The organism is Bacillus cereus (assembly GCF_007678085.1).
GTDB lineage: Bacteria > Bacillota > Bacilli > Bacillales > Bacillaceae_G > Bacillus_A > Bacillus_A cereus_BE.
The window spans coordinates 1419548-1445568 of sequence record NZ_VEDW01000001.1 but is presented as its reverse complement, the minus strand read 5'-3'; the positions used below and the strand labels follow the sequence as shown (position 1 = coordinate 1445568).

Genomic DNA, 26021 nt, shown 5'->3' with positions numbered 1-26021 from the left:
AGAAAAAAGCACGAAAAGAGGTCATCTCATGCTAGAGGTTATTGCAACATGTTTAGAAGATGTAAAACGAATTGAAAGAGCTGGCGGGAAGCGAATTGAATTAATTTCATCTTATACAGAAGGCGGTTTAACACCGAGTTATGCATTTATTAAAAAAGCGGTAGAAGCAGTACATATACCGATTCACGTTATGATTCGTCCGCATGCGAAGTCTTTTACATATACGGAAGAAGAAATTGAAATGATGAAGGAAGATATTATCGTTGCGCAGAAGTTAGGTGCAGCTGGTGTTGTATTAGGCGTATTAAACGAACGAAATGAAGTGGATGAAGAGAAATTAGCAGATTTACTATCTGTTGTAGATGGTATAAATGTAACGTACCACCGTGCGATAGATGATATAGAAAATCCAGTAGAAGCGATGAGAACGTTAAAGAAGTTTCATAAAGTGACGCACGTTTTAACTTCAGGTGGACAAGGAAATATAGTAGAGAATATTCCGGTACTTACACATATGCAAAAAGTAAGCGATGGTCAAATTCAACTTGTTGCTGGAGCTGGCGTGACGAAAGAAAATATAAAGCAATTGCTAGATGAAACTGGAATTTCGCAAGCACATGTCGGTACAGCGGTAAGAGAAGGGAAATCATGTTTTGCTGAAATTGATCTTAATTTAGTACAAGAATTAGTTCAAATTATACAATAAACACGTAAGAAAGAGGAGAAACGATGAAGGAAAATACGAAGAAAGAATTATTCTCATGGGCTAAAACGATAGGGTTTACCCTTGTATTAATCGCTATTATTCGAGGTGTTTTATTTACACCTTCATTAGTACAAGGTGAATCGATGATGCCTACTTTAGAAAATAACGAACGAGTTCTTGTGAATAAGATTGGTTATAGTATAAGTGGATTAGATCGCTTTGATATTATCGTGTTCCACGGTAAAGAAGGATACGATTTAGTAAAACGAGTAATTGGTGTACCAGGAGATACAGTTGAGTATAAAAACGATGTTTTATATGTAAACGGAAAAGCGATGGAAGAACCATATTTAAAAGAGTTTAAAGAAAAAGCAGCAGGCCGTGTATTAACTCCAGACTTTACGTTAGAACAAATCACAGGAAAAACGAAAGTGCCAGAAGGCCAAGTGTTTGTTTTAGGAGATAATCGTGAAGTTTCGAAAGACGGTCGTATGTTTGGATTCATTTCAGAAGATGAGATTGTCGGAAAAGGACAAGCTGTTTTCTGGCCGTTGAAACAAGTAAGAGCGTTATAAAGCAAGTATGGGAGAAATATTCTTCCGGTGGATTTAAATCACATTTTTTGTAAAACTGAATGTTCATTTAAGAAAGACAGAGGTCATTTTGATTATTATTTTTCAAAATGGCCTCTGTTTATTTGAAGATAGTATTGCAAGGAGGGAATTTAAATGATAACGAAAGAAGTAGAAGCTATCCTAAACAGGAAAGGACCCAGGAAAGTAAACGAAATTCCTAAAGAGGTCTTACAATTACTACAGCAAGGGAAAGTAGAAAGTGTTAATCTAACAGAATGGCTAGCTATAAATCATATTGAACTACTTAAAAATGTCTTACCTTCAATAGGACTAAAGGCTAGCTTGGAATGTATAGTAGCTGAATTAGAAAAACAGAACGTTGAAACAGGAATGAAAGTCATACGAATAACAGGAACTTTATTGGATGAAATTATACTCAAAGAGTATGAAGGAAACAAGGAAGACATACTGTTGAAATTATCTGATCATATTTCAGATAGTGTACGATGTTGGGCGGCGTTTATGAATAAAAAATCAAATAACACATTAAAAGATACATTAACGTACATTCGATCTTTTGCGGCGGATCATCATTTTGGTGTTCGAGAAATTGCTTGGATGTCTATTAGAGAAGATCTTTCACAAAATATAGAAGAAAGTGTGGAATTGCTAGTAGAATGGGCAAAAAGTGAGGATGAGAATATTCGCAGGTTCTCTGTAGAATCTATTCGTCCTCGAGGTGTATGGAGTAAACATATTGAAATATTAAAACAAGAACCTGAAAAAGCACTTCCCATTCTTAATTTGCTTAAATCAGATCCATCAAAATATGTACAAGATTCGGTTGGAAACTGGTTAAATGATGCAAGTAAAACTAAACCGGATTGGGTAATGAACCTGTGTGAAGAATGGGCAAAGGATACTGACATAAAATCAACTAGTAGAATTATTAAAAAAGCTAAAAGAACGATTTTGAAAAATAAGTAATATGTAACTAATAGACTTGTTAGTTGTACGGAGGAACAATCAATCATGTTAAAAAAGAATATTTCGAATAACTATGAGGAGAGCATGTATTGATCAATACATGCTCTTTATATTTTTTTATATTAGTGTTAGGAATGAAAGGTGATCAAATTTCATTTCAAATCTAAACTTCCGTACTTTTTTATTGTAACTTTTATTCTAATAGTTTTGTGGCAACATGTACTTTGGAAAGTGAACCGTCGTGATTTTTAAATTTAATTATATATTCACTGTCAGGAAGCGAATCACTCCAATATAAATTACATTCACTAATAGTTCGTTCTTTACGTGTTAAAGTTCTGTCAATCATCCAAGAGCCTTTCATTCTATATAAATCACATATTATTTGTGTTTTTTTAATAGCGGACAAAATATATCGGATTATGTATGTGAAAAAAATATTGATAGAATTGAAAGAATATTTTATAATTTTAAATTATATGTTTGTTTCGAAAATCGGAATTTAAGTTCCGAAATTTGGAACAAGAGGGAGATAGAATGAGTATAAATAAAACAGCAGTTAAGACAATGGATATTTTAGAGTTGTTTTATGAGCATGAAGAGCTAAGTTTAACAGAGATGGTTCAGCTTACGAGTATGCCGAAAACATCTGTTTATCGTTTAATTGGCTCGTTAGAAGAAATGGAGTTATTACAAAAAAATGAAAAGGGGAAATATCGTCTAGGAGTCGTTTTTTTACGGTTCGGTCAACTCGTTTCACAAAGATTATCAGTAAGGAATATTGCGATTCCATATATGAAAGAGCTTAGAGATAGTTTAGGACAGGCAGTTAATTTAATTATTCAGGATGGTAATGATGCGATTTATGTGGAAAAGATGGAAGGTGCTCAGCCTGTACGCGTGTATACGGCGGTTGGAAGAAGAGCTCCACTTTATGCGGGTGCATGTCCGAGGATTTTACTATCGTATTTCTCTGAGGAAGGGCAACGGAAATACGTAGAGGAAACGGATTTAAGACAGTTTGCAGATGGAACAATTGTGGATAAGAAACAGTTGTTTGAAGTGTTACAAATGGCGAAAAAGGAAGGACATACAATTAGCTACTCTGAGTTAGAAAATCATACAGCGGCTATAGCAGCGCCCATTTTTGGAAGTGATGGAACAGTTGTAGCGGGCATTAGTATTTCGGGATTAGCAATTGAGTATAACGAAAGTAATATTGCATATTTTATTGCGAAAGTGAAAGAGACAGCACATCGCATTTCGAAAGAACTCGGCTTTTTGGCATAGAAAGAGGGAGTGGGATGAAATTTTCTGCGTTAGGGGATCAAGCAATTATTGTTACATTTGGTGAAGAAATTGAGATGAAGACATACGAAAAAGTGCAGCGATTATTTCAAGCGTTGAGGCGGCACCCGTTTACAGGAATGGTTGAGTGTGTGCCGTCTTTTACTTCATTAGCTGTCTACTACAATGTATACGAAGTATGGAAGCGAAATGGGAGAAGTGAAGGGTCATATCATTACGTTTGCCGGTATATACAGGAGCTTTGTAATTCGTATCAAGAAGAATTAAATCAGGATGTGAAACATATTTCTATACCTGTTTGCTATGGGGGAGAATATGGACCTGATTTAGAAGAGGTCGCGCAGTATAGAGGATTACGAGCGGAGGATGTGATTCGCATACATAGTGAAACAACATATTTTGTGTATATGTTAGGTTTTACACCAGGATTCCCGTATTTAGGAGGGCTATCAAAAGAACTAGAAACACCTAGAAAAGAAACGCCACGGTTACAAATACCTGCTGGTTCGGTAGGTATTGGCGGAAATCAAACAGGTATATATCCGCTTGAAACACCAGGAGGATGGAATATTATTGGCCGAACACCAATCTCCTTATTTAATCCGAAAGAAGAAAAACCAACTTATATTCAAAGCGGTATGTATTTACGATTTATCCCAATAACGAAGGAAGAGTACGTATCACTTGAGGGGGCTAAAGAATGGATGTAGAGGTTTTACACGCGGGAATGTTTACAACAGTCCAAGATTTAGGACGATCTCACTATCAACAATACGGTGTACCAGTTGGCGGGGCGATGGATCCAAGTGCACTTCGGATAATCAATATATTAGTCGGTAATGAAGAGAATGAAGCGGGACTCGAAATGACGATTATGGGACCTAAATTGTTAATAAAGAAAACGACTTTACTTGCGATTGGCGGAGCGGATATGGAGCCGTTACTGAATGGGGAGCGTATTCCATTATGGCGTCCCATTTTAGCGGAAGAAGGTAGCATGCTTTGTTTTGGAAAAGTGAAAAGTGGGTGCAGAGCGTATGTGACTTTTGCAGGTGGTATACATATTGATCGTACGATGGGAAGCAAAAGTACTTACATACGTGCTGCGATTGGTGGTATTGAAGGAAGGATGCTGAAAAAAGGAGATTATTTTCAAATTGGTACGCACACAGAAATGGCAAGTCGTTTCATTCAAGATTTACAAAAGAGTGAGCAAATCAAAACGAAATGGGCAATTAGCGGCAGCGTACTGCCAAAGTATAAGAAATATCCTAAGCTGCGCGTCATAACTGATTTTGAATATGATCAATTTACAGAAGAAAGTATAGGGACGTTTTTTACGAAAGAGTATAAAGTATCTAATTACGCTGATCGTATGGGCTATAGAGTTGAAGGAGAAGTTTTAAATAGAGTGGAAGAAAAAGAGATTTTATCGAGTCCCGTTACATTTGGGACCATTCAAGTTCCAAATGGTGGACAGCCAATTATATTAATGGCAGATAGACAAACGACAGGTGGCTATCCGAGGATGGGAAATATCATTTCAGTAGATTTACCACTTCTTGCTCAATTAAAACCGGGGGACTATGTTTCTTTTGAGAAAATTACGCTGGAAGAAGCGGAACAATTGTACATAGAACAAGAAGTAAATATGAGTCTATTAAAGAAATTCATCGCTTTACGAAGCTGACACTAGGAGGGAAATATCGTGACGACAATCGATTTAAACTGTGATTTAGGAGAAAGTTTTGGAGCTTATAAAATGGGGAATGATGATGAAATTCTTCCGTTTGTTTCCTCTATAAACGTTGCTTGCGGTTTTCATGCGGGTGATCCGACTGTAATGAGGAAAACGGTCGAAAAGGCACTGCAGCACAATGTAGCAATAGGCGCGCATCCTGGTTTTCCAGATTTAATTGGATTTGGAAGAAGAAATATGAACGTGTCAGCGAGTGAAGTATACGATTATGTATTGTATCAAATTGGCGCATTAGAAGCATTTGTGAAGGCGGCAGGTGGGAAGATGCATCATGTGAAACCGCACGGTGCTCTATATAATATGGCAGCGACTAATCCGGGAATTGCAGATGCAATTGCAAAGGCGATTTATGATAGTGATCCAAGTCTATTACTTTACGGATTAGCAAATAGCGAAGCTTTTATACAGGCTGCAGAAAAATACAATATAACTCTCGTACAAGAAGCTTTTGCAGATCGTACGTATAAGCAAGATGGGACATTAACGAACCGGACAGAAGAAAATGCGCTCATAAAAAATGAAGACGAAGCGATAAAGCAAGTACTACAAATGGTGAAAGAAGGGTATGTAAACGCGGTGAGCGGAGAGAAAGTAACAGTTCATGCACAAACTATTTGTTTGCATGGTGATGGAGAGAAAGCATTGCAATTTGTGAAAAAAATATACAGAACATTCGAACTTAATGGTGTTTCTATTTGTGCACCGAAATAAAGTGAAACTTTAATCAGTGGGGAGGTCATCCCTCCGCTGATTATTAGTTGAACCAATCGGGCATTAACGGGCAGTTGACTTCCCATCTAAATTTTTTGCTTTAGTCGAATTTTGAGGTGGGAGTTTTACTGCCCGTTAATGCGGGATAAAAAATAGGGGGAAGTGCTGGAATGATTAAATTAATCGGGATACTACTTGTTGCAGTTGGTTTTTTATTTAGATTAAATACACTATTAGTAGTTATGGTTGCAGGTATTGTTACTGGTATGGTTTCAGGATTAAGCTTTTATGATGTGATCAGCATGTTCGGTAAATTTTTCATAGAAAATAGATATATGTCTATGCCTATTATATTAACTTTACCGGTAATCGGAATTTTAGAGCGTTACGGTTTAAAAGAAAGAGCAGAAGCACTTATAACGAAGTCAAAAGGTGCAACAACAGGAAGAGTATTAATGTCGTATTTTACGATAAGAGAATCATCAGCAGCACTTGGACTGAACATTGGTGGTCATGCGCAAACAGTAAGACCGCTCGTTGCGCCAATGGCAGAGGGAGCTGCGCAGGGTAGATATGGTAAACTCCCAGAAAAGTTAAGAGAAAAGATTAAAGCAAATGCAGCAGCTGCAGAAAATACAGCATGGTTTTTCGGAGAGGATATATTTATCGCAACTGGAGCTATTTTATTAATGAAAGGTTTCTTCGATTCAGTAGGTATGCATGTCGGTGTATGGGATATGGCACTTTGGGGTATTCCAACAGCAATATCAGCACTTATCGTAAGCTGGATCAGATTTAGAAGATTTGATAAATATATAGCGAAAACGATGGAAGCAAAAGAAAAAGAAGAGAAGGAGGCAATATAAAATGAACATCATCACAATGGATACAATCTATTACGTATTAGGTATAATCGTTGCCTTTATCGCTGTTCGTATTGCGTTTGATCGTGAACATCCAAATCGATGGGGTTCTAGCTTATTTTGGGCATTGTTTGCAGTTACATTTTTATTCGGCAATGTAATCCCTTCGTTTTACGTTGGCTGTATTGTACTTGCTATGGTCGTGTTAGCTTCATTAAACAAAGTAACAAAATCAGAGGAGAAAGAAGTACCAGTACAAGAACGTGTAAAACATGCTGAGAAATTAAAAAATAAAATTTTTATGCCTGCACTTTTAATACCTATTTTTACAATTATCGGTACGTTAACGTTAGGAAAAATCAAATGGGGAAATGTTTCTCTTGTTGATCCAGATAAAGTAACGTTAGTTGCATTAGCGCTTGGTGCATTACTTGCATTCGTTGCGGCGATGCGTATTACAAAATCGAAAATAACAACGCCTGTTCAAGAAGGAAGCAGGCTATTACAAGCTGTCGGCTGGGCTGTTATATTACCACAAATGTTAGCGGCACTTGGTGGTATTTTCGCGAAGTCTGGCGTTGGACAAGTCGTTTCTGATTTAGTCGGCCAAGTATTACCGACAGAGTATCCGTTCGTTGCTGTTATGGCATATTGTTTAGGAATGATGCTCTTTACAGTTGTAATGGGAAATGCATTCGCAGCGTTTGCCGTAATTACTGGCGGAATTGGCTTACCTTTAATTGTTCAAATGCACGGAGGAAACCCGGCAATCATGGCAGCACTCGGTATGTTTGCTGGATATTGCGGAACGCTACTTACTCCAATGGCAGCGAACTTTAATATCGTTCCGGCAATGCTTTTAGAATTAAAGGATAAAAATGCGGTTATTAAAGCACAAGTGCCAATTGCTCTTTCAATCTTTATTATCAATATGTTTATTATGTACGGTCTTGTATATCGTTTCTAATTAGGAGGGAAAACTATGAAAACAGTATTACTAACAGGATTTGATCCGTTCGGCGGAGAAAGCATCAACCCAGCTTGGGAAGTCGCAAAAAGTTTGCATGAAAAAACAATCGGAGAATACAAGATTATTAGTAAACAAGTACCAACTGTATTCCAAAAATCAATCAGCGTATTAAAAGAGTATATAGAAGAAATAAACCCTGAAATGATTATATGTATTGGACAAGCTGGAGGCAGACCAGATATTACGATAGAGCGTATCGCAATTAATATTGATGATGCAAGAATTGCTGACAATGAAGGGGATCAGCCGGTAGATGTACCGGTTGTAGAAGAAGGGCCGGCTGCCTATTGGTCTACGCTTCCGATGAAAGCGATTGTAAAAAGAATTCAAGAAGAAGGCATACCAGCTTCCGTTTCACAAACAGCAGGTACATTCGTTTGTAATCATTTATTCTACGGACTCATGCATGAACTAGAGAAACAGGATAAGAAAATAAAAGGCGGATTTGTTCATATTCCGTTTTTACCAGAACAAGCGAGTAACTATCCAGGCCAACCGAGTATGTCACTTTCTACTATTCGTAAAGGGATAGAACTGGCCGTAGAGGTAACGACGACAGTTGAGGTGGATATAGTGGAAATTGGGGGCACGACGCATTAAATAATAGTAGATTAAAGAGGGCTGATGTGGCCCTCTTTTTGTATTTGTATGAAGATGCAGTATGGAATACAAAGAGCGAGATTGTTGTAATAGGAGCAGTCTAACATATACGGAATTGTTTCAAATAAAAGGAAACTTTTAGCCAAAGAAAGTGAGCGATTCCTTGTTTATGCTGAAGGAAATGGTGAGAACCAAACATGGCATTATCAGATTTTAATATGTTTTAGTTTTTCTAAGAGTGAATGTAAAGATTATCTCACCTATTATTTGTAAATAATTTGTGAGATAATCTTTTTTATAGTGATAATTCCTATAATAAAATAAATCAATAAATATTTTCATTAGTGATTGTTTAGGTGTAAAAAATGTATTAACGAAATGAGTGAATTGAATGGATGAATTTGAAAGATTAATTATTAGGAGTAAACAGCTAGATAATGAATCCAAGTTGTTACGAAAAGATATGAAAATGGTTATAGATGAAAATGAAAGGGTTATAGAAATTGCTAAGAACTCGAATTTTTATTTGAATGATATCGATAGAAAGTTTGCTGAAGCAACGAAATTAGACATCAAGGATTATCCCTTTTTATTTTTAGCGGTATCCTTACAATGTTTAAGGCAGTATCTTTTAACGCCTTTTGAAGATAGAAATACTCACGATGTTAGTGAAAAGGAATACAAAAAAAGAGAAAAAGAGATTTTCAATAACAAATTTAGTCAAAAGGCTAACAAAGGAAACAGCATACCTTATTCTGCCTCGCTAAGTGACATAATAGCTAAGGGGGTTCCGTATGATGCGCAATTTGGCAGTCGAGATTTTGGCCTTGGCCTGAGTGGTAATGCGCATCGTTATAGAACACTGGGACATGATCCGTTATTAGGTTGGATATTCGGAACTTCGAACATTATGACCAGTACTCTAACTAACTCGCAGCTAAATACGTATCATATAGCGTCCTCTCCGATGGCAAATGGTTATTTAAAAGCAAAAATAACGGAAGAGGCTGATACTGTGATTATGTTTGAGAAAGTAAAAAATCGGGCTTTTAATGAACCGGAGATACTTGGAGCTGCATTAATAAAACAAGGATTACATATAAAGTCTGATGAATATTCAAAAGCCGGCTTACCGATACCAGGTACTATTTTACTTTCACCAGAATTTTCTCAAGAACTTGCTCACTATGGTATTGATGCCGGCAATTTTAAAATAGTTGGTAAACAAGTGACATACTCTATGTTGATCAATTTATTAATAGCTATGCTTCATAGAATCTTCTATAACGAAGAAACATGCGGCTCATTAGATTTATATAAAGTGAAAACAAGAAAAATATTAATGTACTCAAATATAATCGCATCAGCAAGTAACCTTATTGTCGTAGCATTTGAGTCTAGGCGAAAAAGAAAACTAACTACAAAAAGATTAGATATCGGGGGATTGTTAGGTGCTTTATATCGTATTGCCACAGACACTAAATTTATAACAAATGTAAAAGCTGAATTCGTTTACAATAATTTCAATCAGCTAATACAAGGTGATGAATACAACTTCAATATTAAATAAGGGGTAGGAAAATGAAACGAAATTCGAATGATATAAAGAGAATGGAAAATCTTATTCCTAAGAAATATTCATGGGAGTGTGACCCTATTTATACACGATTATTTAAATCAGAAAATGATTATTTAATTGAGGGCTATAAAACAGCAAGTGATGTTTACGATAGAATAATCACAGGATTAAACCTTGAATTTGAGAAATGGCTCTTCAAACTTGAGGTAACTGATATAGAAAAGCAAAGATTAATTGAGCATTTAATATTAGCTATTAGCAAGCTAAGAAAAGATAGTTCAAATGAATACAATGATGAACGAATGAATTTACTGATTAGATGTTTAGATGTGTTTAATGAAGATGTAAACTCTTATTCTTCTAATGAAATGAAACACTTGCCGTTAGATAAGGAATTTTCTGATTGGAGACATGTATATGATATTTCTAAAAAGTACTGAACTAAAATTTAAGAATGAAGGATATTCTAAATGCCAATCAATATTTAACGAAAAGATTGAGAAACAAAAGAGGATTTTTGATGAAAAAGCACGAGGTTTAGTGAGAAATCTAGATAAAAAAGAACAGTTAATCAAGGACTTACTTTTGATGTTACAAAAAGAAAAAAACAAACCGAATAAAGATCCAGACTATATTAATACACTGGAAAAGAGCATTTATGTGCTTCAGGAAGATTATAAAAACTTGGCGGAATTTAGTGCAAATAACGTATTACAAAGCAAAGGGATTCCAACTCAGGTGAAATTATTAGAATAAGTTGGATAGATAGTATTTTAGTAGCCCTCGACATGACTTCATTTACTTCAAAAAACTATTTCTTTTATTGAAACACTCTAAAAGAAATAGTTTTTTTACATATATATACCTTTAGTAATCTTTATTTTATTTGTATATATAGCAATAAGAAAACTCCAACTCATCGGTATTTTAAAGCATGAATGAGTTGGAGTTTTGGTCTTTTATTCGCAAGTTTATCGTTCATCGAGTAAATTTATGACGCAGTCTTTATGTTTAAGAAGCTCAATTTTAGATAAATAGTCAGCTCTCTTACCAAGTTCTTTTAGGTGTGTTTTGTTTTCTAGGAATATCATTGATCCAACACATATAATATCGCATTTGTAATCAGTTGTGAATCCGCCTATATGTTAGTTCGTTTGGTTTGTATAGTCAATAGTTTTATGTCAGTTTGTTCAATTAAAATTAAATAACTTTATTTTAATTTTAATTGAACAGTAGTTATCTTGGGAACTTTAATTACGCCCCAAAAAGTTTTGGTGTAGATAATGTAACATAGTAAATAAATCGAATCGTACAACACCTCTTGTAAACAACTGGTATAATAAGTATAGCAATATACATAGAGGTGATTTTTGTGCAACAATTCGAAGAAGTACGTTCAATTTTAGAGCAAGCGAAGAAAATTACAGTGTTAACAGGTGCTGGTGCAAGTACGGAAAGTGGTATTCCAGACTTTCGTTCAGCAAATGGATTGTATGCTGATGCGAATGTGGAAATGTATTTATCAAGAGGATATTATAATAGAAATCCGAAAGAATTTTGGAAGCATTATAAGGAAATCTTTCAAATTAATACGTTTCATCAATATAAACCAAATCGTGGGCATCACTTTTTAGCTGAATTAGAAGAACAAGGGAAAGACATTACGATTTTAACGCAAAATATTGACGGTTTACATCAATTAGGTGGTAGTAAACATGTCATTGATTTACATGGAACGCTTCAAACAGCGCATTGTCCGAAGTGTAAAGCGGGGTATGATTTGCAGTATATGATTGATCATGAAGTGCCTCGCTGCGAGAAGTGTAATTTCATCTTAAATCCAGACGTTGTTTTATACGGAGATACATTGCCGCAATATCAAAATGCGATAACACGTTTATATGAAACAGATGTACTTATCGTTATGGGAACGTCATTAAAAGTGCAACCCGTCGCTTCATTCCCGGAAATCGCAAAGAGGGAAATAGGGGCAACGACAATCTTAGTAAATGAAGAGTTAACAGGGCAAGAATATAACTTTGATTTTGTTTTTCAAAATAAGATTGGAGAGTTTGTTGAAGGGGTATCATCGGTTAAATAAGTTATTATTTTTATGAAAAACTGAGGTGTATAGAGAGCACCTCAGTTTTTTGCTTGAATAAAATTCATGTTATGACGTATTAAAGGGAATGGTAATAAATAGGTTATAAAGTTAAAAAACTGAAAATTAAATCTTTTAATTCTTTAGTAATTAATATAAAATTCTATATATATCATATAAATAAATTTGATACATAATGGTTCTGTGTAGAAATGTTAATAGAATGAAGCGAGGGAGCGAAATGAGACAAAAAAAGGAGCAGAAGAAACAATCGAAAAAGAAAAAGACTCATATTCCTTTTCGATTAAATGTACTATTTTTTATCGTCTTTCTTTTATTTTCAGCTATTATAATTCAATTAGGTAAAGTACAAATCATTGATGGAGAAACGTATAGAAATGAAGTGAACAAAAAGGAAGATGTAACGGTAAGCACTCCTGTTCCTAGAGGGAAAATGTTTGATCGGCAAGGTCAAGTGATTGTAAATAACAAACCACTACGAACCGTTACATATACGAAAATGAAAGGAGTAGATTCGAAAGAAGTTTTACAAGTAGCAAGACAGTTAGCCAAGCTAATAGAAATGTCACCAGAAGATATAGCTAAGTTGACAGAAACAGATAAGAAAGATTTTTGGATGCAGTTAAATGAAAAGCGTGCTGCAGCAAAAGTGACAAAAGAAGATGAGAATACATTTAGGAAGCAAGAGATGGAAGGGAAAGAATTAGATAAAAAAGTAGAAGAATTACGTAGGGAAAGAATTACGCAAGAAGAATTAAGTGAACTTTCAAAAGAGGATTTAGAAGTACTAGCAATTAAAAGTAGGATGAATGCGGGATATAAAATGACGCCGCAAATTGTTAAAAAAGATGTAAGTCAAAATGAATACGCAGTCGTAAGTGAAAGATTGGCAATTTTGCCAGGAGTGGATACGACAGTGGATTGGGAACGTGAATACCCAAATGATAAAATACTTCGTTCCATACTTGGTAGCGTTTCTACTGAAAATGAGGGCTTGCCAAGAGAACAGTTAGATTATTACTTAGTGCGTGATTATAACCGAAATGACCGTATTGGTAAGAGTTATATCGAGAAACAGTACGAAGATGCATTACATGGAACGAAAGAACAGTCGAAAAATATTACGGATAAAGCGGGAAATATAATTCGGACAGAAAAAGTGACTGAAGGAAAAAGTGGAAATAATTTAATGTTAACAGTTGATATGGAGTTACAGAAAAAAGTAGAGGAAAGTCTTGAGAAGAATTTACGAGCGTTTCATTCTGCAGAGCCGATGATGGATCGCGCGTTCGTTGTGATGATGAACCCGAAAAATGGACAAATTTTATCAATGGCTGGAAAGAAAATAGTAAATAAAGATGGTGGCATGCAAATAGAAGACTTTGCTTTAGGAACGATGACAAGTTCTTATGAGTTAGGATCAACTGTGAAAGGGGCTACGTTATTAGCCGGATATCAAACTGAAACAATTAAGCCGTATACGCATTTCTTCGATGCACCAATGTATTTTAAAGGAAGTACTAAGCCAAAGAAATCGTGGAAAGACTTTGGAGATATTGATGATTTAAGAGCTTTACAAGTTTCATCAAACGTCTATATGTTTAATACAGCATTAAAAATGGCAGGTATAAATTATGTGCCAAACAATCCGCTAGATATTAAAAAAGAGACATTTAATACAATGCGCTACTATTTTAGACAGTTTGGCTTAGGGGTACCGACTGGAATTGACTTGCCGAATGAATCGATTGGTCAAATGGGTAGAACAGATACCATACCTGGTTTTTTACTTGATTATGCGATTGGACAGTACGATACATATACACCGCTTCAGCTTGCTCAATATATGTCAACAATTGCAAACGGCGGTTACCGAATGAAACCACAAATTGTACAAGAAGTGAGAGAGCAACCACATAGACCAGAGGATGTTGGAAAAGTTGTTCGGTCTATTGAACCGGTTATTTTAAATCGAGTGGATATGGACACTTCATACATTAATCATGTAAAAGAAGGATTTAGAAGAGTTTTTCAAGAAACTGACGGGACAGGTACTGCAACGTTTAAAGGATTACCGTATAAACCAGCTGGAAAAACAGGAACAGCTGAAACCGTATATGGAGGAGAAAGTGATATTGGAAGAGATGAAAACAATAACCGAAAAAAATGTTATAATTTAACTCTTGCCGGTTATGCACCATATGATGCTGATCCGGAAGTAGCTTTTTCAGTTGTTGTACCATGGGTGAATGATGACAAATCGGGAATTAATTCTGCGATTGGTAAAGAGATTTTGGATGCGTATTTTGAATTGAAAGCAAAAAGAGCGGGTGGAAATCCAATCCCAGTAGAACAGCCGAATAAGGCCCAGTAAAAATAGTATCACTGCATGAAGACATATTGTGCAGTGATATATTTTTTGAGTTAAAAAGCGTTTAAATAAGGTGGGAATGGATATGAAACAGGAGATTAAAAGAGGTTGGGGGAAATACATACTCTTCGTGTTTGTTTTGGTAATAGCCTATCATTCTTTTACTTTATGTAAAGTGGAAGGGAAATCGATGCAACCGACTTTATATGAAGAAGACTACGTATTTGTAAATAAAGCAGCAGTACATTTTTCTAATTTAGACCACGGAGAAATTGTCATTATAAAGGAAGAGGATGAGTCTAAATATTATGTAAAACGAGTAATAGGGCTTCCTGGTGACGTAATTAGCATAACGAATGGATCAGTATATGTGAATGATAAAAAGCAAGAAGAACCGTATACAAATAAAGGCTTATTCAATAATACGCAAGTGTTTTATAACTTTCAAAAGACAAAAATCCCGCCAAATAAGTTATTTGTAATGGGAGATAATCGTGAACTTAGTAGAGATAGTCGAAACGGCTTAGGATATATTGAAGAAGATAATATAATAGGCAAAGTAGAATTTGTATATTATCCTTTTTCAAAAATGAAGATCATAGAATAAGTGGGGTTTTACAAAACCCCACTTATTAAAGTTTCACTTTATCTTCTTTAAAAAACCTTTAGGATTAAGTGAGATGAAAAACTTATGCTTAGATTCATCGATTATGAAATTGTTATTTTTAGTTAAAAACTCTTCTACAGCTTCCATTGGGCCAGGGCCAAAATTAGGTAGGAGAGGGTTTCCATTAATGCTTGTATCTTCTACAATCATGTAACTGCCTGTTGTTACAAAAGATTTATAAAGTAACAGTTCTTTTGAGACATGCTCTTTACTATGATCAGAATCTAAAATAACTAAAATTACATCATCTGGTTTGCGCATACTTAAAATGGTTTGGACGGCCTGTACAGAAACAGAAGAAGCTGTTAAATACGTAATACGATTATGTGATGGTCGATTTGGCTGTGGAATGATATCGATAGTAAGTACATGACCTTTTCCTATTAAATCTAATATAGAAGCTAAATACAGTGCGCTACCACCATGGAACGTTCCACATTCAATAATTAAATCGGGTTTTAATTCGTGAATGATCTCTTGGTACAAAAAAAGATCAGAGGGAAGTTTACAGATTGGAACTCCGAGCCAGTGTGTATCGTGTAACCAAACGTTGCTGTCGTAATAAAGTTTTAGAAATTCATTGCTTATAGTATCGATGTTAATTCTCCTTTCTAAAAAGGATGCTTTCACTTTACGTAAAATATTTACGTATGAAAGTTGTACTATATATTATGTGATACGGGATTGTAAGGCGAGTGTTTTTACTTAAAAATAAGCTAAATAACTCATGTGTAAATGAAAGGAAATGGACGGATGTACAAATACACAATTTGCTTCATTAGAAAAGGAAATGAAATACTTTTATTGAATAGAAATAAAAAGCCAAATATGGGAATGTGGAATGGTGTCGGAGGAAAAATAGAAGAGAATGAAACGCCATACGAAGGAATTATTAGAGAAACGCTTGAGGAAACGGGAATAGAGCTTCCAAGTGTAGCATATAAGGGGAATGTTGTTTTTAAAGATAAAGACGAGTCTTGGCATAATGAGGGAATGTATGTGTTCTTTGCTGATTTGCCAGATGGAGTACATATGAATACACCATTAAGTACGGCGGAAGGATTATTAGAATGGAAAGAAATTGATTGGATATTAAATCGTGATAATAGAGGTGTAGTTAGCAATTTACAAAAATACTTACCGATAATATTAAAAGAAGAAAATAAGTTGGAACATATATTCACATATGATAACCGGAATATTATTAATTACACAACTGCATGTTTAATGGAAGATGAAGTGAACAAACGGTATGAAAAACAACTTGTTTCTCAATAGAAAAGTATGAAAATAATCACTCTCATTATATATACGAGGTGATGATATGTTTTAAAAATATATTTCATTAGGCATGATCGTTATATGTATGATGTGCTTTTTTGTAGCTTGTTCGAAAAGTGATAAAAAACTGCAAGACATTCAAAAAGCAGATTATCTTGTTTCGTATTCAAATGCAATGAAAGATGGTGGTTACATATATGCGTATGAGTAGTACTATCTATGCTACAATTTACTATAAGTGAGAAAGGAAGGTGTCTTATGAAAATATCCGTTTATGTTGCAAGTGCATTTAGCAAGGATCATAAAGGGGGAAATAAAGCAGGAGTGGTATTTATGGAGGATACATTGACCACTACTCAAAAAATGGCAATAGCCAAACAACTGGGCTATGCGGAAACCGCATTTATATCAGAATCTGAAATTGCGGATTATAAAATTGAGTATTTTACACCAAAAGAGGAAGTTGATTTATGTGGGCATGCCACAATTGGCTCTTTCGCGATACTGATGCATGTAAATAAACTTTTCAAGAATCGCTATACGATTGAAACGAACAGTGGTGTTCTTACTATTACCATAAAAGATGACATCATATTCATGGAACAAAACGAACCGATATTCTATGATGTTATATCTGCAAACGAGTTCATCGACTGTTTTGATAGTAAAGCTATAGACAATACATACCCAATTCAAATTGTCTCCACGGGCTTAAAAGATATTTTAATTCCTATAAAAAGCGAAACACAATTACATACACTGCAACCTAATTTTGAAAAAATAAAAGAAATCAGCAAGTATTATAATGTTGTCGGAATGCATCTATATACTTTTAATGACAATCGAATAATATGCAGAAACTTTGCTCCACTATACGACATTAATGAAGAAGCAGCGACTGGAACTTCAAACGGTGCATTAGCTTGCTATCTTTATGAACAGCACTATTTGCAAAAAGAAGTCTATGTATTTGAACAAGGTTATTCTTTACACTCGCCTTCTGAAATATTAGTTAAATTAGCAACCGATAGCGAGAATAAAATAGAAAAAGTTTATGTTGGTGGCAAAGGCTATTACTGTGAAATGAAGCATTTAAATATAGCAAATGTTGAATGAATATGAAAAAGAGATGGTAGATCCATCTCTTTTTCATATGCTCCATGATTTACTGCGAATCGCCTTAATTAGAAAACGATGTTGCTTCACATCAAAATATCCTTTTTGCAAGATGATTTCATGTATACGATATAATTCCTCATAATACCTTTCAACAGTAAAATTAGGAACTTGCCACGGAATCGCTTTTAAATAATAGACGATAGCTCCAATGTCGTAAAAGCGTTGAAAAGGGAACTCTTCTTTTTCTTCTAAAATAGTAAATCCATTTTCCTTTAACTCACTACATGACGCTTCGAGCGACCAACTTGCGAATTCGCTATTTAGCGGTGCATTAAACTGCTCATTTAGTTCTGCACAATCGAGACCACCAACTTGTTGTGTAAGAAATATTCCATTAGGAGAAAGGATTCTGTTTACCTCAGAGGCAGCATATGATTCATGTTGATTTATGATTAAATCAAACTGACCATTTTGAAATGGTAAAGCAGTATCATCAATCACTTCGACGACTGTAATCCCTAAAGGTTCTAATTTCTTCCGAGCAATTGGTACGTTTGGAGCATAGCCCTCAGTAGCATAAATAGTTGACGGAAACGGTTGTAACATAGATAAAAACTCTCCGCCGCCAGTACCCATATCGAGCATTGATACTGCATGCTGCATAAGCTGGAAAGCTGTACTGCCATACGACCACGATAAAGGCTCGCTCTTCATTCGACCCGTTTCTGAAATGAAAGAGAAATCCCAACCGCTAAAATTTATATTAGCACTTTCTAATAGTAATGAAAATAATAAATCACGTTGCATAATTGTATCCTCCTATTTTGTAAGTAAATGATATGATGAGAAAAGAAAAAAAGGAGGACCTCTTATTAAAGGGGAACGGTTTTACGTTTCGTGTTCAAATAGATTCATATACATTCGCTCCTTGTGAGAATGGTAATTTATATATTCGGGATTTTCGGATGGAATTCCTTTGGGGTATAAAGAAAAGGAAGCGATTGAATGGATAGAGTTAAAAAGGCTGATTGAGGAGAGGGCGACTCATTACGGTTTTATGGTTATATAGTAAAAAAGAATAATGAAGATAAATTCGTTAAAAGAGTCTATTTAGATACAGGTCACGGATGTTTTTACTTAAAATGATAAAATTTCAACTGGAATCGTGTACTTGTTAACACTTTAAAGTGGGAAAACGCTAATGATATGTATCCTCCTTTATTTCAAAAAAACATAATCATTTTGTATAGCAGAGCATTTATGACAACGTATATAATAAATAGAAGGTAAAAAGGAGTATAAACTATGCAGCGGGATGTGATGGGGAATGTGGGGGTTTTTTAAATGGAAAAAATCAGTGGAATTGTCTAAAGAAGAAAAAATTGAAATAAATACAAGAAACAAAGAAGAGGTTCTTCAGAAATCAAGAGAGTTATTATCTGATTTTCAGTACGACTTTGAATTTGTAAGTGAAGATCTTGAGCATGTTCTAATTCTTGATAAGTTGTCTAGAAAAATAGCTTTTATACAGCTTTCTAGTCTTGAAATAGAACCAACTATTCTAGCTTTAAAAGATGTAAATGGACTGGGTATTTATTATGATTTTGCCAAAATAGGCATAGAACGATATTCATTTGAAAATTTTGGGGATATTTATAATCTTGAAAAATGTGCAAGTGAAATTGATTTTACTACTATGTCTACTATGAATTCGATATCTATCTATATTAAATATGAGTTAGATTATGTCACCGAAGAAGAAATCATATTACCCTTCTATAAAAAGGGAGAATCTTTGTTTTATTATGAGGAAAAACACGAGGAATTAAAAGGTTTATATGAATTTCTTATTAGATGTATAATTGAAGATGAAAATTTAAGAAGAGAAGAAAGTAAAATTAAAGAACTTAAATCTATTATTGAAGACCTATGCCAATATAAAAATAAGAATAAAGAATTGCTGGATAATCAAAGTCCATTACTAAAAACATTATTAAGTGGTTTAGTACATGATATTCCCTATTCATGCGAATTTGGTCGTAATATATTTGTAGATATAGATAAATTAGGATTATCTATAAAAGGATTTAGAATGGATAGATTGTATATTGATTGTAATTTTGAAGCGATTGAATCTTTGGGAAATCAGGAAATCAGAAAGTTAATAATTCAAATAATTGAGCTTCAAATACAAAACTACGGATATAAAGAAGTAAAATTAATATCAAGTCAATCAAAGTTAGATGAATTAGAGATTAAAAATGACGTCAGTGTTCAAGAACAGATCGTAAGAGAAGTAATTGAAGTATATCCGGAATTTTATAAAGAATCATATAAGTCTTATGTGTGTTACCAGGAGACGTTATTTATATATTATGATAAAAATGAAACATACAATCTAAAGTCAAGTAATATAAAGTGGGATAAAAATAAGCTCTCCATATTGGAGTATTTAATTGGGGATCAAACTATTAACGTTGTGCTTGTTCCGAGTAACCACAAAATTCAATACTATTCTATGGAGAATATAGAAGAGATTTGGCGTATTGTGGTTAAATATACTATCGATAACGGGCATTACTCAGATTATAGCAAAGAAACGCTTTTAGCTAGTAAAGCATATGCATATAAGGATCAAGTCTTATCTATTTATAATGTAGATAGACCTGGAAATCTAACGAGTGATCTTATAGATAATATCAAATATGCTTTTTACATTTACACAGGTCAATTTGTTAATTCATTTGAAATAAAGGATAATCCAGAAAAAAATGTGAATCAGCAAGACGATGAAGAAAATGTACCGCTGATCGTTACTGAATGGATAAAGCAAATAGAATCTCAGCCACACACACTTTTTGATGTCTTCGATTTTCGGGATATAAATTCTGGAATTTACGTTTTTTTAGATCATAAATTGTATGTGGCAAATCTTATGAATTTTACTTCGGAGAATGAATATCAATTACCTAAAGAGCCTTGGATGGACAATCTTACAAAGCGGTCTCTCCGTATAAATTCTGGGTACTTATCTCTAGGGGAATGTCACTTTGGCTCTTATCATGAGAAGTTTGCAACAAGTATTAGGCAGTACTTAATAGGTTTAGATCAGGTACAGAAAAATCAAATGAAGCCGTGGAAACAAAAATGTATGGAAAATAATACGATTCAAACGTTATTCGAAAGATTTTATCAAAAGAAAGTTAAACCGTTTATTAATGCTACTTATTTAGATGATATTTTAGACGATGTAGTAGATTTAAATGATGAGATTGAAACCTTTAGCCAGTTATTAATGAAAAGAAATTATATAGAGGGTGATGAATTTTTAATTGGTGTGTTTGTAAGAGAATGCGTAGTTAAGAGTGCGATTAAAGATTTTTCAGAAACATTCAAACGGCATAATGGTCTTCATTTTGAAAATATAGCAAACATGACATTAACGGAATGTTTGCAGGCGTTCCATGCAGTAGATTTTGCTAGTATGAAAAACCAGGAAGACCTGGCAAGCTTCATGTGCTTCTTGTTGCAAAATAATAAAATCGAACTGGATGTAACGTATCAAGATTTACAAGAAAAATTAACCGAGATGTTAATGCAAGATGGCGAAGAGCAGATGCTGCAGGATTATGAATCAGATCTCTTAGCTGAGGACGAAGATGTTCCATCAATCACAATTGAAGATGTCGATGAGATGGATGGATATCAGTTTGAAGAGTTTGTTGCACAGCTATTTCAAGAAATGGGATATAAGACTGAAGTAACGAGTAGCTCAGGAGATTATGGTATTGATGTTATTGCGAAAAGAAAAGGATTAACGATTGGCATACAGGCAAAGAGATATAGTGACAAAGTATCGAATAAAGCTGTACAAGAGGTGATTGCTGGAATCGCATTTTACAATTTAGATCAGGGTTTAGTTATTACAAATAACTACTACACGAAACCTGCACAAAATCAGGCGAAGGGTACCAGTGTACTGTTATGGGACCGTGATATGCTATTGCAAAAATTAAGGGAAGTGTACGGGAATAAACTGAATCTTGATAAAAGTGAATAATGTACTGTAATCAGAATCATTAATTATATAAATGAGGAAACAGGCTCTTTCGAATTTTGAAAGGGCCTGTTTGTATAAAATATAAGCTTGAGAATAGAAATATATTTTCAGTATAGGTAAGTTTTAAAAGGGTGGAGTATAATTCTATAACAAAAAATATGCATTTGAAATGAGTGATGAAGCACAGAATGAAATACAAAAACAAATGGATTTAAAGAAAGAGAACCATTAACTACGGATTTAATTTTACATATAAATTCAACTATGTTCCAACACAAGAAGTGGGTTATTTATTGCTTTATTCAAAAATGATTTAATTGGGAGGTTTAGGTTACCATTGAGGAGAGAAGTATAACAATATTTGAAAGCTATGGAGGGGAAAACAAAACCGCTTATACTTCAAAATGAAGCATAAGCGTTTTTGTTTAAAATACTCAAAAACAAAAATCTTTTGGCAAAGTACCATTTTTAATAACTGTTCGTAACCCATGTTTTATAATCCAAGGGGTAACAGGATGCTGTTTATCACGTAATTGCTGCAACCATTGAAAAACGAGTTCTTTATCTTCTTTCGTAATATCGTTAATATGATTGGCTACTGATTTTTGGACATATTTAGAAGGATCATTCATTAATGGTTCAAGAAGCTGCAAATTGTTCTTAAAGTCACCTTTCAGAGCTCCTATTTTTTTAGCCCAAGGAAGTCTTGGTCTTGTACCTTCGGAAACTAATCTCCTAATGTGGCTGTTTTCGTCATGAATCCACTGTTGTAATATGTGTAGTGTGTCTTCATGGTATGTTTCAAGAAAAGGCCGAATGGCATATTCAGCAGTATTCCTTTTCGTTATTTCATACATGGCGTTACATGAGGTTTCAAAATCGTTAAGCCCATATTTTTCAACGTATTTTGCAATAGGCATATACCTATATCCGTTTGTAAATGTACCTACTTCTGTTGTGTTTTCTGGTCCCAATGTTTTCAGTAAAATATGTATTGCTTCATTAAAATCTTTTTGTAATGCAGTATGTAATTCATCTGCTATTACTTCTATACGCTGCTTTAACTCTAAATTTTCAACTTTACATGTTACGGAAGAAACAAAGTTTCTTTTAGAGAAAGTAGGATCGTGTTTACAAATAGAATCAGCCATACTTTCTGCTAATTTTTCATTAAATAAAAATTTTAACGGAACATATTTACCCATTTTTTTACCTCACTTGTCAGCTAAAGCAATTTTTATTTTTTTATTGACAACCCATAAACTAAAGTCTCACTCGGAGTCGTAATACTAAAACCTGTCGTTTTATAATCAAGTTTCACCGTATCACCAGTGTAGTCTTTCGTAAATGAATCCATTTGTACGGTAAAATCAGCATCTTCATATACAACGTCATCTGCATTATATGTATCCCAAATTAAATCCACATCAACGAAAATACTACAAGAGTTTGTCATTGTTCCTCTAATGCGAATGATCTTTTTGTCTTCGCGTTCTAATCTATGTATAGCTGCTTTTGCTTCATCAGTAATGCGAATGTTCATCGTATCCCAACCTTTATGTATATTTCCTTTATTATTGCAAAAACAGGAGCAATAGGGAAGGGAGAAGCATCGGAATAAAAAACGAGCAAACAAATTTGTTTGCTCGTTTTACTTTATTTTAGTTCACATTTATCAAGAGGAATCACTTTCGTTTTCTTCGTAAATTTATATCCTAACCATAGTACTAAGAAGAGTGGTAAACCGATGTAAGAAACGAGTACACCGTTCCAGTCGATTGATTCGCCCATAAATGCGCCGTAGTTTTGACCTGAAATTACGATGACACAAAGTGCAAATGCGAAGATTGGACCGAATGGGAACCATTTTGCTCTATATGGTAAGTCTTTTAAATCTTTTCCTTGTGCGATATATGCTTTGCGGAAACGGTAATGACTAATTGCAATTCCGACCCATGCGATAAAGCCAGACATTCCAGATGCGTTTAATAACCAAATGTATACAACGCCGTCACCGAATAAAGAAGCAATGAAAGCGATACTACCAACAATTGACGTTACGATTAATGCGTTAACAGGAACACCGCGGTTGTCTAATTTGCCTAAGAATTTTGGTGCTTTTCCTTGGCGAGCTAAATCCCAAAGCATACGAGTTGATGCATACATTCCAGAGTTACCAGCAGATAGTACTGCCGTTAAAATAACAGCGTTCATAACAGAAGCAGCAAAGGCAACGCCCGCTTTTTCAAAAATAAGTGTAAATGGACTTACTGTTACATCGCTTGCAGCAAGGCTTTCAGTTGTATAAGGAATTAATAAACCGATAACGAGAATTGCAAGGATATAGAATAAAAGAATACGCCAAAAGATAGAACGAATCGCTTTCGGAATATTACGCTCTGGATCAGACGTTTCACCAGCAGCAACTCCTAATAATTCAGTTCCTTGGAATGAGAAACCAGCTGCCATAAATACACCGATAATTGCCATGATACCGCCGTTAAATGGTGCATCTGCAACAGTGAAGTTTTTAAAGCCAACAGATTCACCGCCCATAATTCCGAAAATCATCATAAAGCCGACAATTAAAAAGATAATAATAGTAACTACTTTAATAAGTGCGAACCAATATTCAGATTCACCAAACCCTTTAACAGATAAATAGTTTAAAAGGAAAATAATAGCTAAACATAATCCACTCCAAATGAGGGAAGGGGTATCTGGGAACCAAAATTTCATAATTAATGTTACAGCCGCGAGTTCAGCAGCAATTGTAATTGCCCAGTTATACCAATAGTTCCATCCAAGTGCAAAGCCAAGGGATGGATCAACAAATTTTGTTGCATACGTGCTAAAAGATCCGGTAACAGGCATGTAAGCTGCGAGTTCAGCTAAGCTTGTCATTAAAAAGTAAACCATAATTCCAATTGCGGCGTATGCAACTAATGCACCACCAGGTCCAGCTGAATGGATGACACCACCACTGGCAAGAAATAATCCGGTACCAATTGTACCACCGAGAGAAATCATCGTAAGGTGTCTTGATTTTAAACTACGTTTTAATTCACCTTTTCCTTTTGTAGTTTGCGTTTCAGAGGTAGTTTGATTCGTTGCGCTATTCATGTTCAACACTCCTTTTCTTGTAAGATAGGAAGGAACGGGGGAGAAAAATACAAAAAACCGCCAAAGGAATTTGGCGGAACGTTTCACAAATAACCACCCCATCATACCCTTCCGTTAAGATAGCACCCCACGTTTACACGGTAATTTTGTAAACGTGACAGTTCTGTTCCTTTCGGAGACAGCCCCAGCTCATATTTCCAGAGATGAAATATAAACTTCGGCAACTTTTCCTTTCAAACGGAGTCGGTGACATTCTCTGTGTCTCGTCCGTTTTACTCTTAAAAGTCGCAACCTCTACCTCATCGGATTGATGAGGATTTGATATATTGCTAAGATTTTTAATATATGGCAATTGTAATGACTTTCTGAATATATTGCAAGATATTTTGTTAGGAAAAGTCAAAAAATATCGGTTATTGTATAGGAAACGCTTGCAAAAATCCACCTGAACCTATTATTATGTAGCAATAAGCAAAGAAAAAATTGTTATACAAATGTTTCGCAAAAAATATTGAAAAACCCTTTAAAATTAAAAGAAAATTCAGAAAATATAATTCGACATAACTATCAAAAGAGGATTATTCCTTAAATTCGTTTCAAAGAATAAGTATAGATCTGATAAATAGAATGAATAATCTTTTTATTCCTGATAAAATTAAGGTATTGTTTAATTGAAAAGGGGAAATCAATTTGAAATTAGAAACAGAAAGACTCTATATAGTGCCATGTACAGAAGAGAGTATGCAAGTTGCTAACGAGCAAGGATATAATAGTGGTCCACATATTGTAGGGCATGTAGAAAATGTAAAAAAAGATAAGGATGTATTACCTTGGGGCGCGTGGTATGTCATTCAAAAAGAAGATGACATCGTTCTAGGTGATATAGGGTTTAAAGGGAAACCAAATGAGGAACATACAGTAGAAATTGGTTACGGATTTATTGAGAAATATTGGAATAAAGGGTATGCGACAGAAGCTGTAAGAGAATTATTAAATTGGGCTTTTCAAACAGGAGAGGTAGAAACGATTATTGCAGAGACACTCCCTGAAAATAATAGTTCGATTCGTGTATTAGAGAAATTACATATGAAGAGAATTGGCACTACAGAAACGATGATTAATTGGAAAATAGAAAAATAAAAAATACCGCTCGAAGTATA

25 protein-coding genes and 1 riboswitch are annotated in these 26021 nt (G+C 34.6%); of the genes, 20 read left to right on the top strand and 5 right to left on the bottom strand.

The window, feature by feature from the left end:
* The first annotated feature begins 28 nt into the window (after positions 1-28).
* The 16 genes from FS742_RS07450 to lepB (FS742_RS07375) all read left to right on the top strand — a co-directional run bounded on the left by FS742_RS07450 (position 29) and on the right by lepB (FS742_RS07375) (position 15218).
* Positions 29-706 (top strand): copper homeostasis protein CutC, encoded by a 678-nt coding sequence (locus tag FS742_RS07450; protein ID WP_144611818.1) that lies wholly within the window; start codon positions 29-31, stop codon positions 704-706.
* A 23-nt stretch (positions 707-729) separates the two neighbouring features.
* Complete coding sequence (lepB, locus tag FS742_RS07445) at positions 730-1281, top strand: signal peptidase I (RefSeq protein WP_000662492.1); 552 nt, start codon at positions 730-732, stop codon at positions 1279-1281.
* Between the two features lie 153 nt (positions 1282-1434).
* Positions 1435-2268 carry a DNA alkylation repair protein gene (locus FS742_RS07440; protein WP_144611817.1) on the top strand — a complete coding sequence of 278 codons (834 nt, stop codon included), beginning with the start codon at positions 1435-1437 and terminating at the stop codon, positions 2266-2268.
* Between the two features lie 537 nt (positions 2269-2805).
* On the top strand, positions 2806-3558 hold the full coding sequence (locus tag FS742_RS07435; RefSeq protein WP_144611816.1) for an IclR family transcriptional regulator: 753 nt from the start codon (positions 2806-2808) through the stop codon (positions 3556-3558).
* 14 nt (positions 3559-3572) lie between these two features.
* Positions 3573-4286, top strand: a complete 714-nt coding sequence (gene pxpB, locus FS742_RS07430; protein ID WP_144611815.1) for a 5-oxoprolinase subunit PxpB — start codon at positions 3573-3575, stop codon at positions 4284-4286.
* Positions 4277-5266, top strand: a complete 990-nt coding sequence (locus FS742_RS07425) for a 5-oxoprolinase subunit C family protein (RefSeq protein ID WP_144611814.1) — start codon at positions 4277-4279, stop codon at positions 5264-5266. The genes pxpB and FS742_RS07425 overlap by 10 nt, the downstream gene beginning before the upstream one ends.
* 18 nt (positions 5267-5284) lie before the next feature.
* On the top strand, positions 5285-6046 hold the full coding sequence (gene pxpA, locus FS742_RS07420; RefSeq protein ID WP_144611813.1) for a 5-oxoprolinase subunit PxpA: 762 nt from the start codon (positions 5285-5287) through the stop codon (positions 6044-6046).
* Positions 6047-6216: 170 nt separating this feature from the next.
* The gene (locus tag FS742_RS07415; RefSeq protein ID WP_144611812.1) at positions 6217-6912 is read left to right on the top strand and encodes a DUF969 domain-containing protein; all 696 of its coding nucleotides are present in this window, start codon (positions 6217-6219) and stop codon (positions 6910-6912) included.
* A 1-nt stretch (position 6913) separates the two neighbouring features.
* Positions 6914-7876: a DUF979 domain-containing protein gene (locus FS742_RS07410; protein WP_098096428.1), complete on the top strand. Its 963-nt coding sequence runs from the start codon at positions 6914-6916 to the stop codon at positions 7874-7876.
* Between the two features lie 15 nt (positions 7877-7891).
* Complete coding sequence (pcp, locus tag FS742_RS07405; protein ID WP_144611811.1) at positions 7892-8539, top strand: pyroglutamyl-peptidase I; 648 nt, start codon at positions 7892-7894, stop codon at positions 8537-8539.
* A 391-nt stretch (positions 8540-8930) separates the two neighbouring features.
* Positions 8931-10109 (top strand): hypothetical protein, encoded by a 1179-nt coding sequence (locus FS742_RS07400; protein ID WP_144611810.1) that lies wholly within the window; start codon positions 8931-8933, stop codon positions 10107-10109.
* 11 nt (positions 10110-10120) lie between these two features.
* Complete coding sequence (locus FS742_RS07395) at positions 10121-10558, top strand: hypothetical protein (protein WP_144611809.1); 438 nt, start codon at positions 10121-10123, stop codon at positions 10556-10558.
* Complete coding sequence (locus tag FS742_RS07390) at positions 10536-10874, top strand: hypothetical protein (protein WP_016717883.1); 339 nt, start codon at positions 10536-10538, stop codon at positions 10872-10874. Before FS742_RS07395 ends, FS742_RS07390 begins: the two co-directional genes overlap by 23 nt.
* A 607-nt stretch (positions 10875-11481) precedes the next feature.
* Positions 11482-12219 (top strand): NAD-dependent protein deacylase, encoded by a 738-nt coding sequence (locus FS742_RS07385; protein WP_186327153.1) that lies wholly within the window; start codon positions 11482-11484, stop codon positions 12217-12219.
* 241 nt (positions 12220-12460) lie between these two features.
* Positions 12461-14614, top strand: a complete 2154-nt coding sequence (locus tag FS742_RS07380; RefSeq protein WP_144611807.1) for a peptidoglycan D,D-transpeptidase FtsI family protein — start codon at positions 12461-12463, stop codon at positions 14612-14614.
* 82 nt (positions 14615-14696) lie between these two features.
* A complete protein-coding gene (gene lepB, locus FS742_RS07375; RefSeq protein WP_144611806.1) occupies positions 14697-15218 on the top strand; it encodes a signal peptidase I in 522 nt (173 codons plus the stop codon).
* 33 nt (positions 15219-15251) lie between these two features.
* On the opposite strand, the gene FS742_RS07370 is transcribed toward lepB (FS742_RS07375), so the two are convergent.
* Positions 15252-15875, bottom strand: a complete 624-nt coding sequence (locus tag FS742_RS07370) for a CmcI family methyltransferase (RefSeq protein ID WP_144612076.1) — start codon at positions 15873-15875, stop codon at positions 15252-15254.
* Positions 15876-16031: 156 nt separating this feature from the next.
* On the opposite strand from FS742_RS07370, the gene FS742_RS07365 reads away from it, so the two are divergent.
* Both FS742_RS07365 and FS742_RS07360 read left to right on the top strand, forming a co-directional pair.
* A complete protein-coding gene (locus FS742_RS07365; RefSeq protein WP_144611805.1) occupies positions 16032-16556 on the top strand; it encodes an NUDIX hydrolase in 525 nt (174 codons plus the stop codon).
* A gap of 261 nt (positions 16557-16817) precedes the next feature.
* Positions 16818-17675 carry a PhzF family phenazine biosynthesis protein gene (locus tag FS742_RS07360; RefSeq protein WP_144611804.1) on the top strand — a complete coding sequence of 286 codons (858 nt, stop codon included), beginning with the start codon at positions 16818-16820 and terminating at the stop codon, positions 17673-17675.
* Positions 17676-17708: 33 nt separating this feature from the next.
* Here FS742_RS07360 and FS742_RS07355 read toward each other — a convergent pair whose 3' ends face one another.
* Entirely contained in the window at positions 17709-18485 is a 777-nt protein-coding gene (locus FS742_RS07355) for a class I SAM-dependent methyltransferase (RefSeq protein ID WP_144611803.1), read from the bottom strand.
* A gap of 520 nt (positions 18486-19005) precedes the next feature.
* Here FS742_RS07355 and FS742_RS07350 point away from each other — a divergent pair.
* Entirely contained in the window at positions 19006-21738 is a 2733-nt protein-coding gene (locus tag FS742_RS07350; protein ID WP_144611802.1) for a restriction endonuclease, read from the top strand.
* A gap of 434 nt (positions 21739-22172) precedes the next feature.
* On the opposite strand, the gene FS742_RS07345 is transcribed toward FS742_RS07350, so the two are convergent.
* The 3 genes from FS742_RS07345 to FS742_RS07335 all read right to left on the bottom strand — a co-directional run bounded on the left by FS742_RS07345 (position 22173) and on the right by FS742_RS07335 (position 24861).
* Positions 22173-22943, bottom strand: coding sequence for a DNA alkylation repair protein (locus tag FS742_RS07345; protein WP_144611801.1), 771 nt, complete (start codon positions 22941-22943; stop codon positions 22173-22175).
* A gap of 32 nt (positions 22944-22975) precedes the next feature.
* Positions 22976-23281: an iron-sulfur cluster biosynthesis family protein gene (locus FS742_RS07340; protein WP_064475687.1), complete on the bottom strand. Its 306-nt coding sequence runs from the start codon at positions 23279-23281 to the stop codon at positions 22976-22978.
* A 113-nt stretch (positions 23282-23394) separates the two neighbouring features.
* Complete coding sequence (locus FS742_RS07335) at positions 23395-24861, bottom strand: amino acid permease (RefSeq protein WP_144611800.1); 1467 nt, start codon at positions 24859-24861, stop codon at positions 23395-23397.
* Positions 24862-24973: 112 nt separating this feature from the next.
* Positions 24974-25166: riboswitch (Lysine riboswitch) on the bottom strand.
* 385 nt (positions 25167-25551) lie between these two features.
* Here FS742_RS07335 and FS742_RS07330 point away from each other — a divergent pair.
* On the top strand, positions 25552-26001 hold the full coding sequence (locus FS742_RS07330; RefSeq protein WP_144611799.1) for a GNAT family N-acetyltransferase: 450 nt from the start codon (positions 25552-25554) through the stop codon (positions 25999-26001).
* Positions 26002-26021 lie beyond the last annotated feature (20 nt).

Excerpts from the sequence above, each read along its gene's own strand:
- FS742_RS07435 (WP_144611816.1), top strand. The coding sequence starts at position 2,806 with ATGAGTATAAATAAAACAGCAGTTAAGACAATGGATATTTTAGAGTTG.
- FS742_RS07380 (WP_144611807.1), top strand. The coding sequence starts at position 12,461 with ATGAGACAAAAAAAGGAGCAGAAGAAACAATCGAAAAAGAAAAAGACT.
- lepB (WP_144611806.1), top strand. The coding sequence starts at position 14,697 with ATGAAACAGGAGATTAAAAGAGGTTGGGGGAAATACATACTCTTCGTG.
- FS742_RS07335 (WP_144611800.1), bottom strand. The coding sequence starts at position 24,861 with ATGAATAGCGCAACGAATCAAACTACCTCTGAAACGCAAACTACAAAA.
- lepB (WP_000662492.1), top strand. The coding sequence starts at position 730 with ATGAAGGAAAATACGAAGAAAGAATTATTCTCATGGGCTAAAACGATA.
- FS742_RS07390 (WP_016717883.1), top strand. The coding sequence starts at position 10,536 with ATGATATTTCTAAAAAGTACTGAACTAAAATTTAAGAATGAAGGATAT.
- FS742_RS07365 (WP_144611805.1), top strand. The coding sequence starts at position 16,032 with ATGTACAAATACACAATTTGCTTCATTAGAAAAGGAAATGAAATACTT.
- FS742_RS07350 (WP_144611802.1), top strand. The coding sequence starts at position 19,006 with ATGTGGGGGTTTTTTAAATGGAAAAAATCAGTGGAATTGTCTAAAGAA.
- FS742_RS07440 (WP_144611817.1), top strand. The coding sequence starts at position 1,435 with ATGATAACGAAAGAAGTAGAAGCTATCCTAAACAGGAAAGGACCCAGG.
- FS742_RS07360 (WP_144611804.1), top strand. The coding sequence starts at position 16,818 with ATGAAAATATCCGTTTATGTTGCAAGTGCATTTAGCAAGGATCATAAA.
- FS742_RS07345 (WP_144611801.1), bottom strand. The coding sequence starts at position 22,943 with ATGGGTAAATATGTTCCGTTAAAATTTTTATTTAATGAAAAATTAGCA.
- FS742_RS07400 (WP_144611810.1), top strand. The coding sequence starts at position 8,931 with ATGGATGAATTTGAAAGATTAATTATTAGGAGTAAACAGCTAGATAAT.
- FS742_RS07415 (WP_144611812.1), top strand. The coding sequence starts at position 6,217 with ATGATTAAATTAATCGGGATACTACTTGTTGCAGTTGGTTTTTTATTT.
- FS742_RS07340 (WP_064475687.1), bottom strand. The coding sequence starts at position 23,281 with ATGAACATTCGCATTACTGATGAAGCAAAAGCAGCTATACATAGATTA.
- FS742_RS07355 (WP_144611803.1), bottom strand. The coding sequence starts at position 18,485 with ATGCAACGTGATTTATTATTTTCATTACTATTAGAAAGTGCTAATATA.
- FS742_RS07450 (WP_144611818.1), top strand. The coding sequence starts at position 29 with ATGCTAGAGGTTATTGCAACATGTTTAGAAGATGTAAAACGAATTGAA.
- FS742_RS07395 (WP_144611809.1), top strand. The coding sequence starts at position 10,121 with ATGAAACGAAATTCGAATGATATAAAGAGAATGGAAAATCTTATTCCT.
- FS742_RS07410 (WP_098096428.1), top strand. The coding sequence starts at position 6,914 with ATGAACATCATCACAATGGATACAATCTATTACGTATTAGGTATAATC.
- pxpB (WP_144611815.1), top strand. The coding sequence starts at position 3,573 with ATGAAATTTTCTGCGTTAGGGGATCAAGCAATTATTGTTACATTTGGT.
- pcp (WP_144611811.1), top strand. The coding sequence starts at position 7,892 with ATGAAAACAGTATTACTAACAGGATTTGATCCGTTCGGCGGAGAAAGC.
- FS742_RS07425 (WP_144611814.1), top strand. The coding sequence starts at position 4,277 with ATGGATGTAGAGGTTTTACACGCGGGAATGTTTACAACAGTCCAAGAT.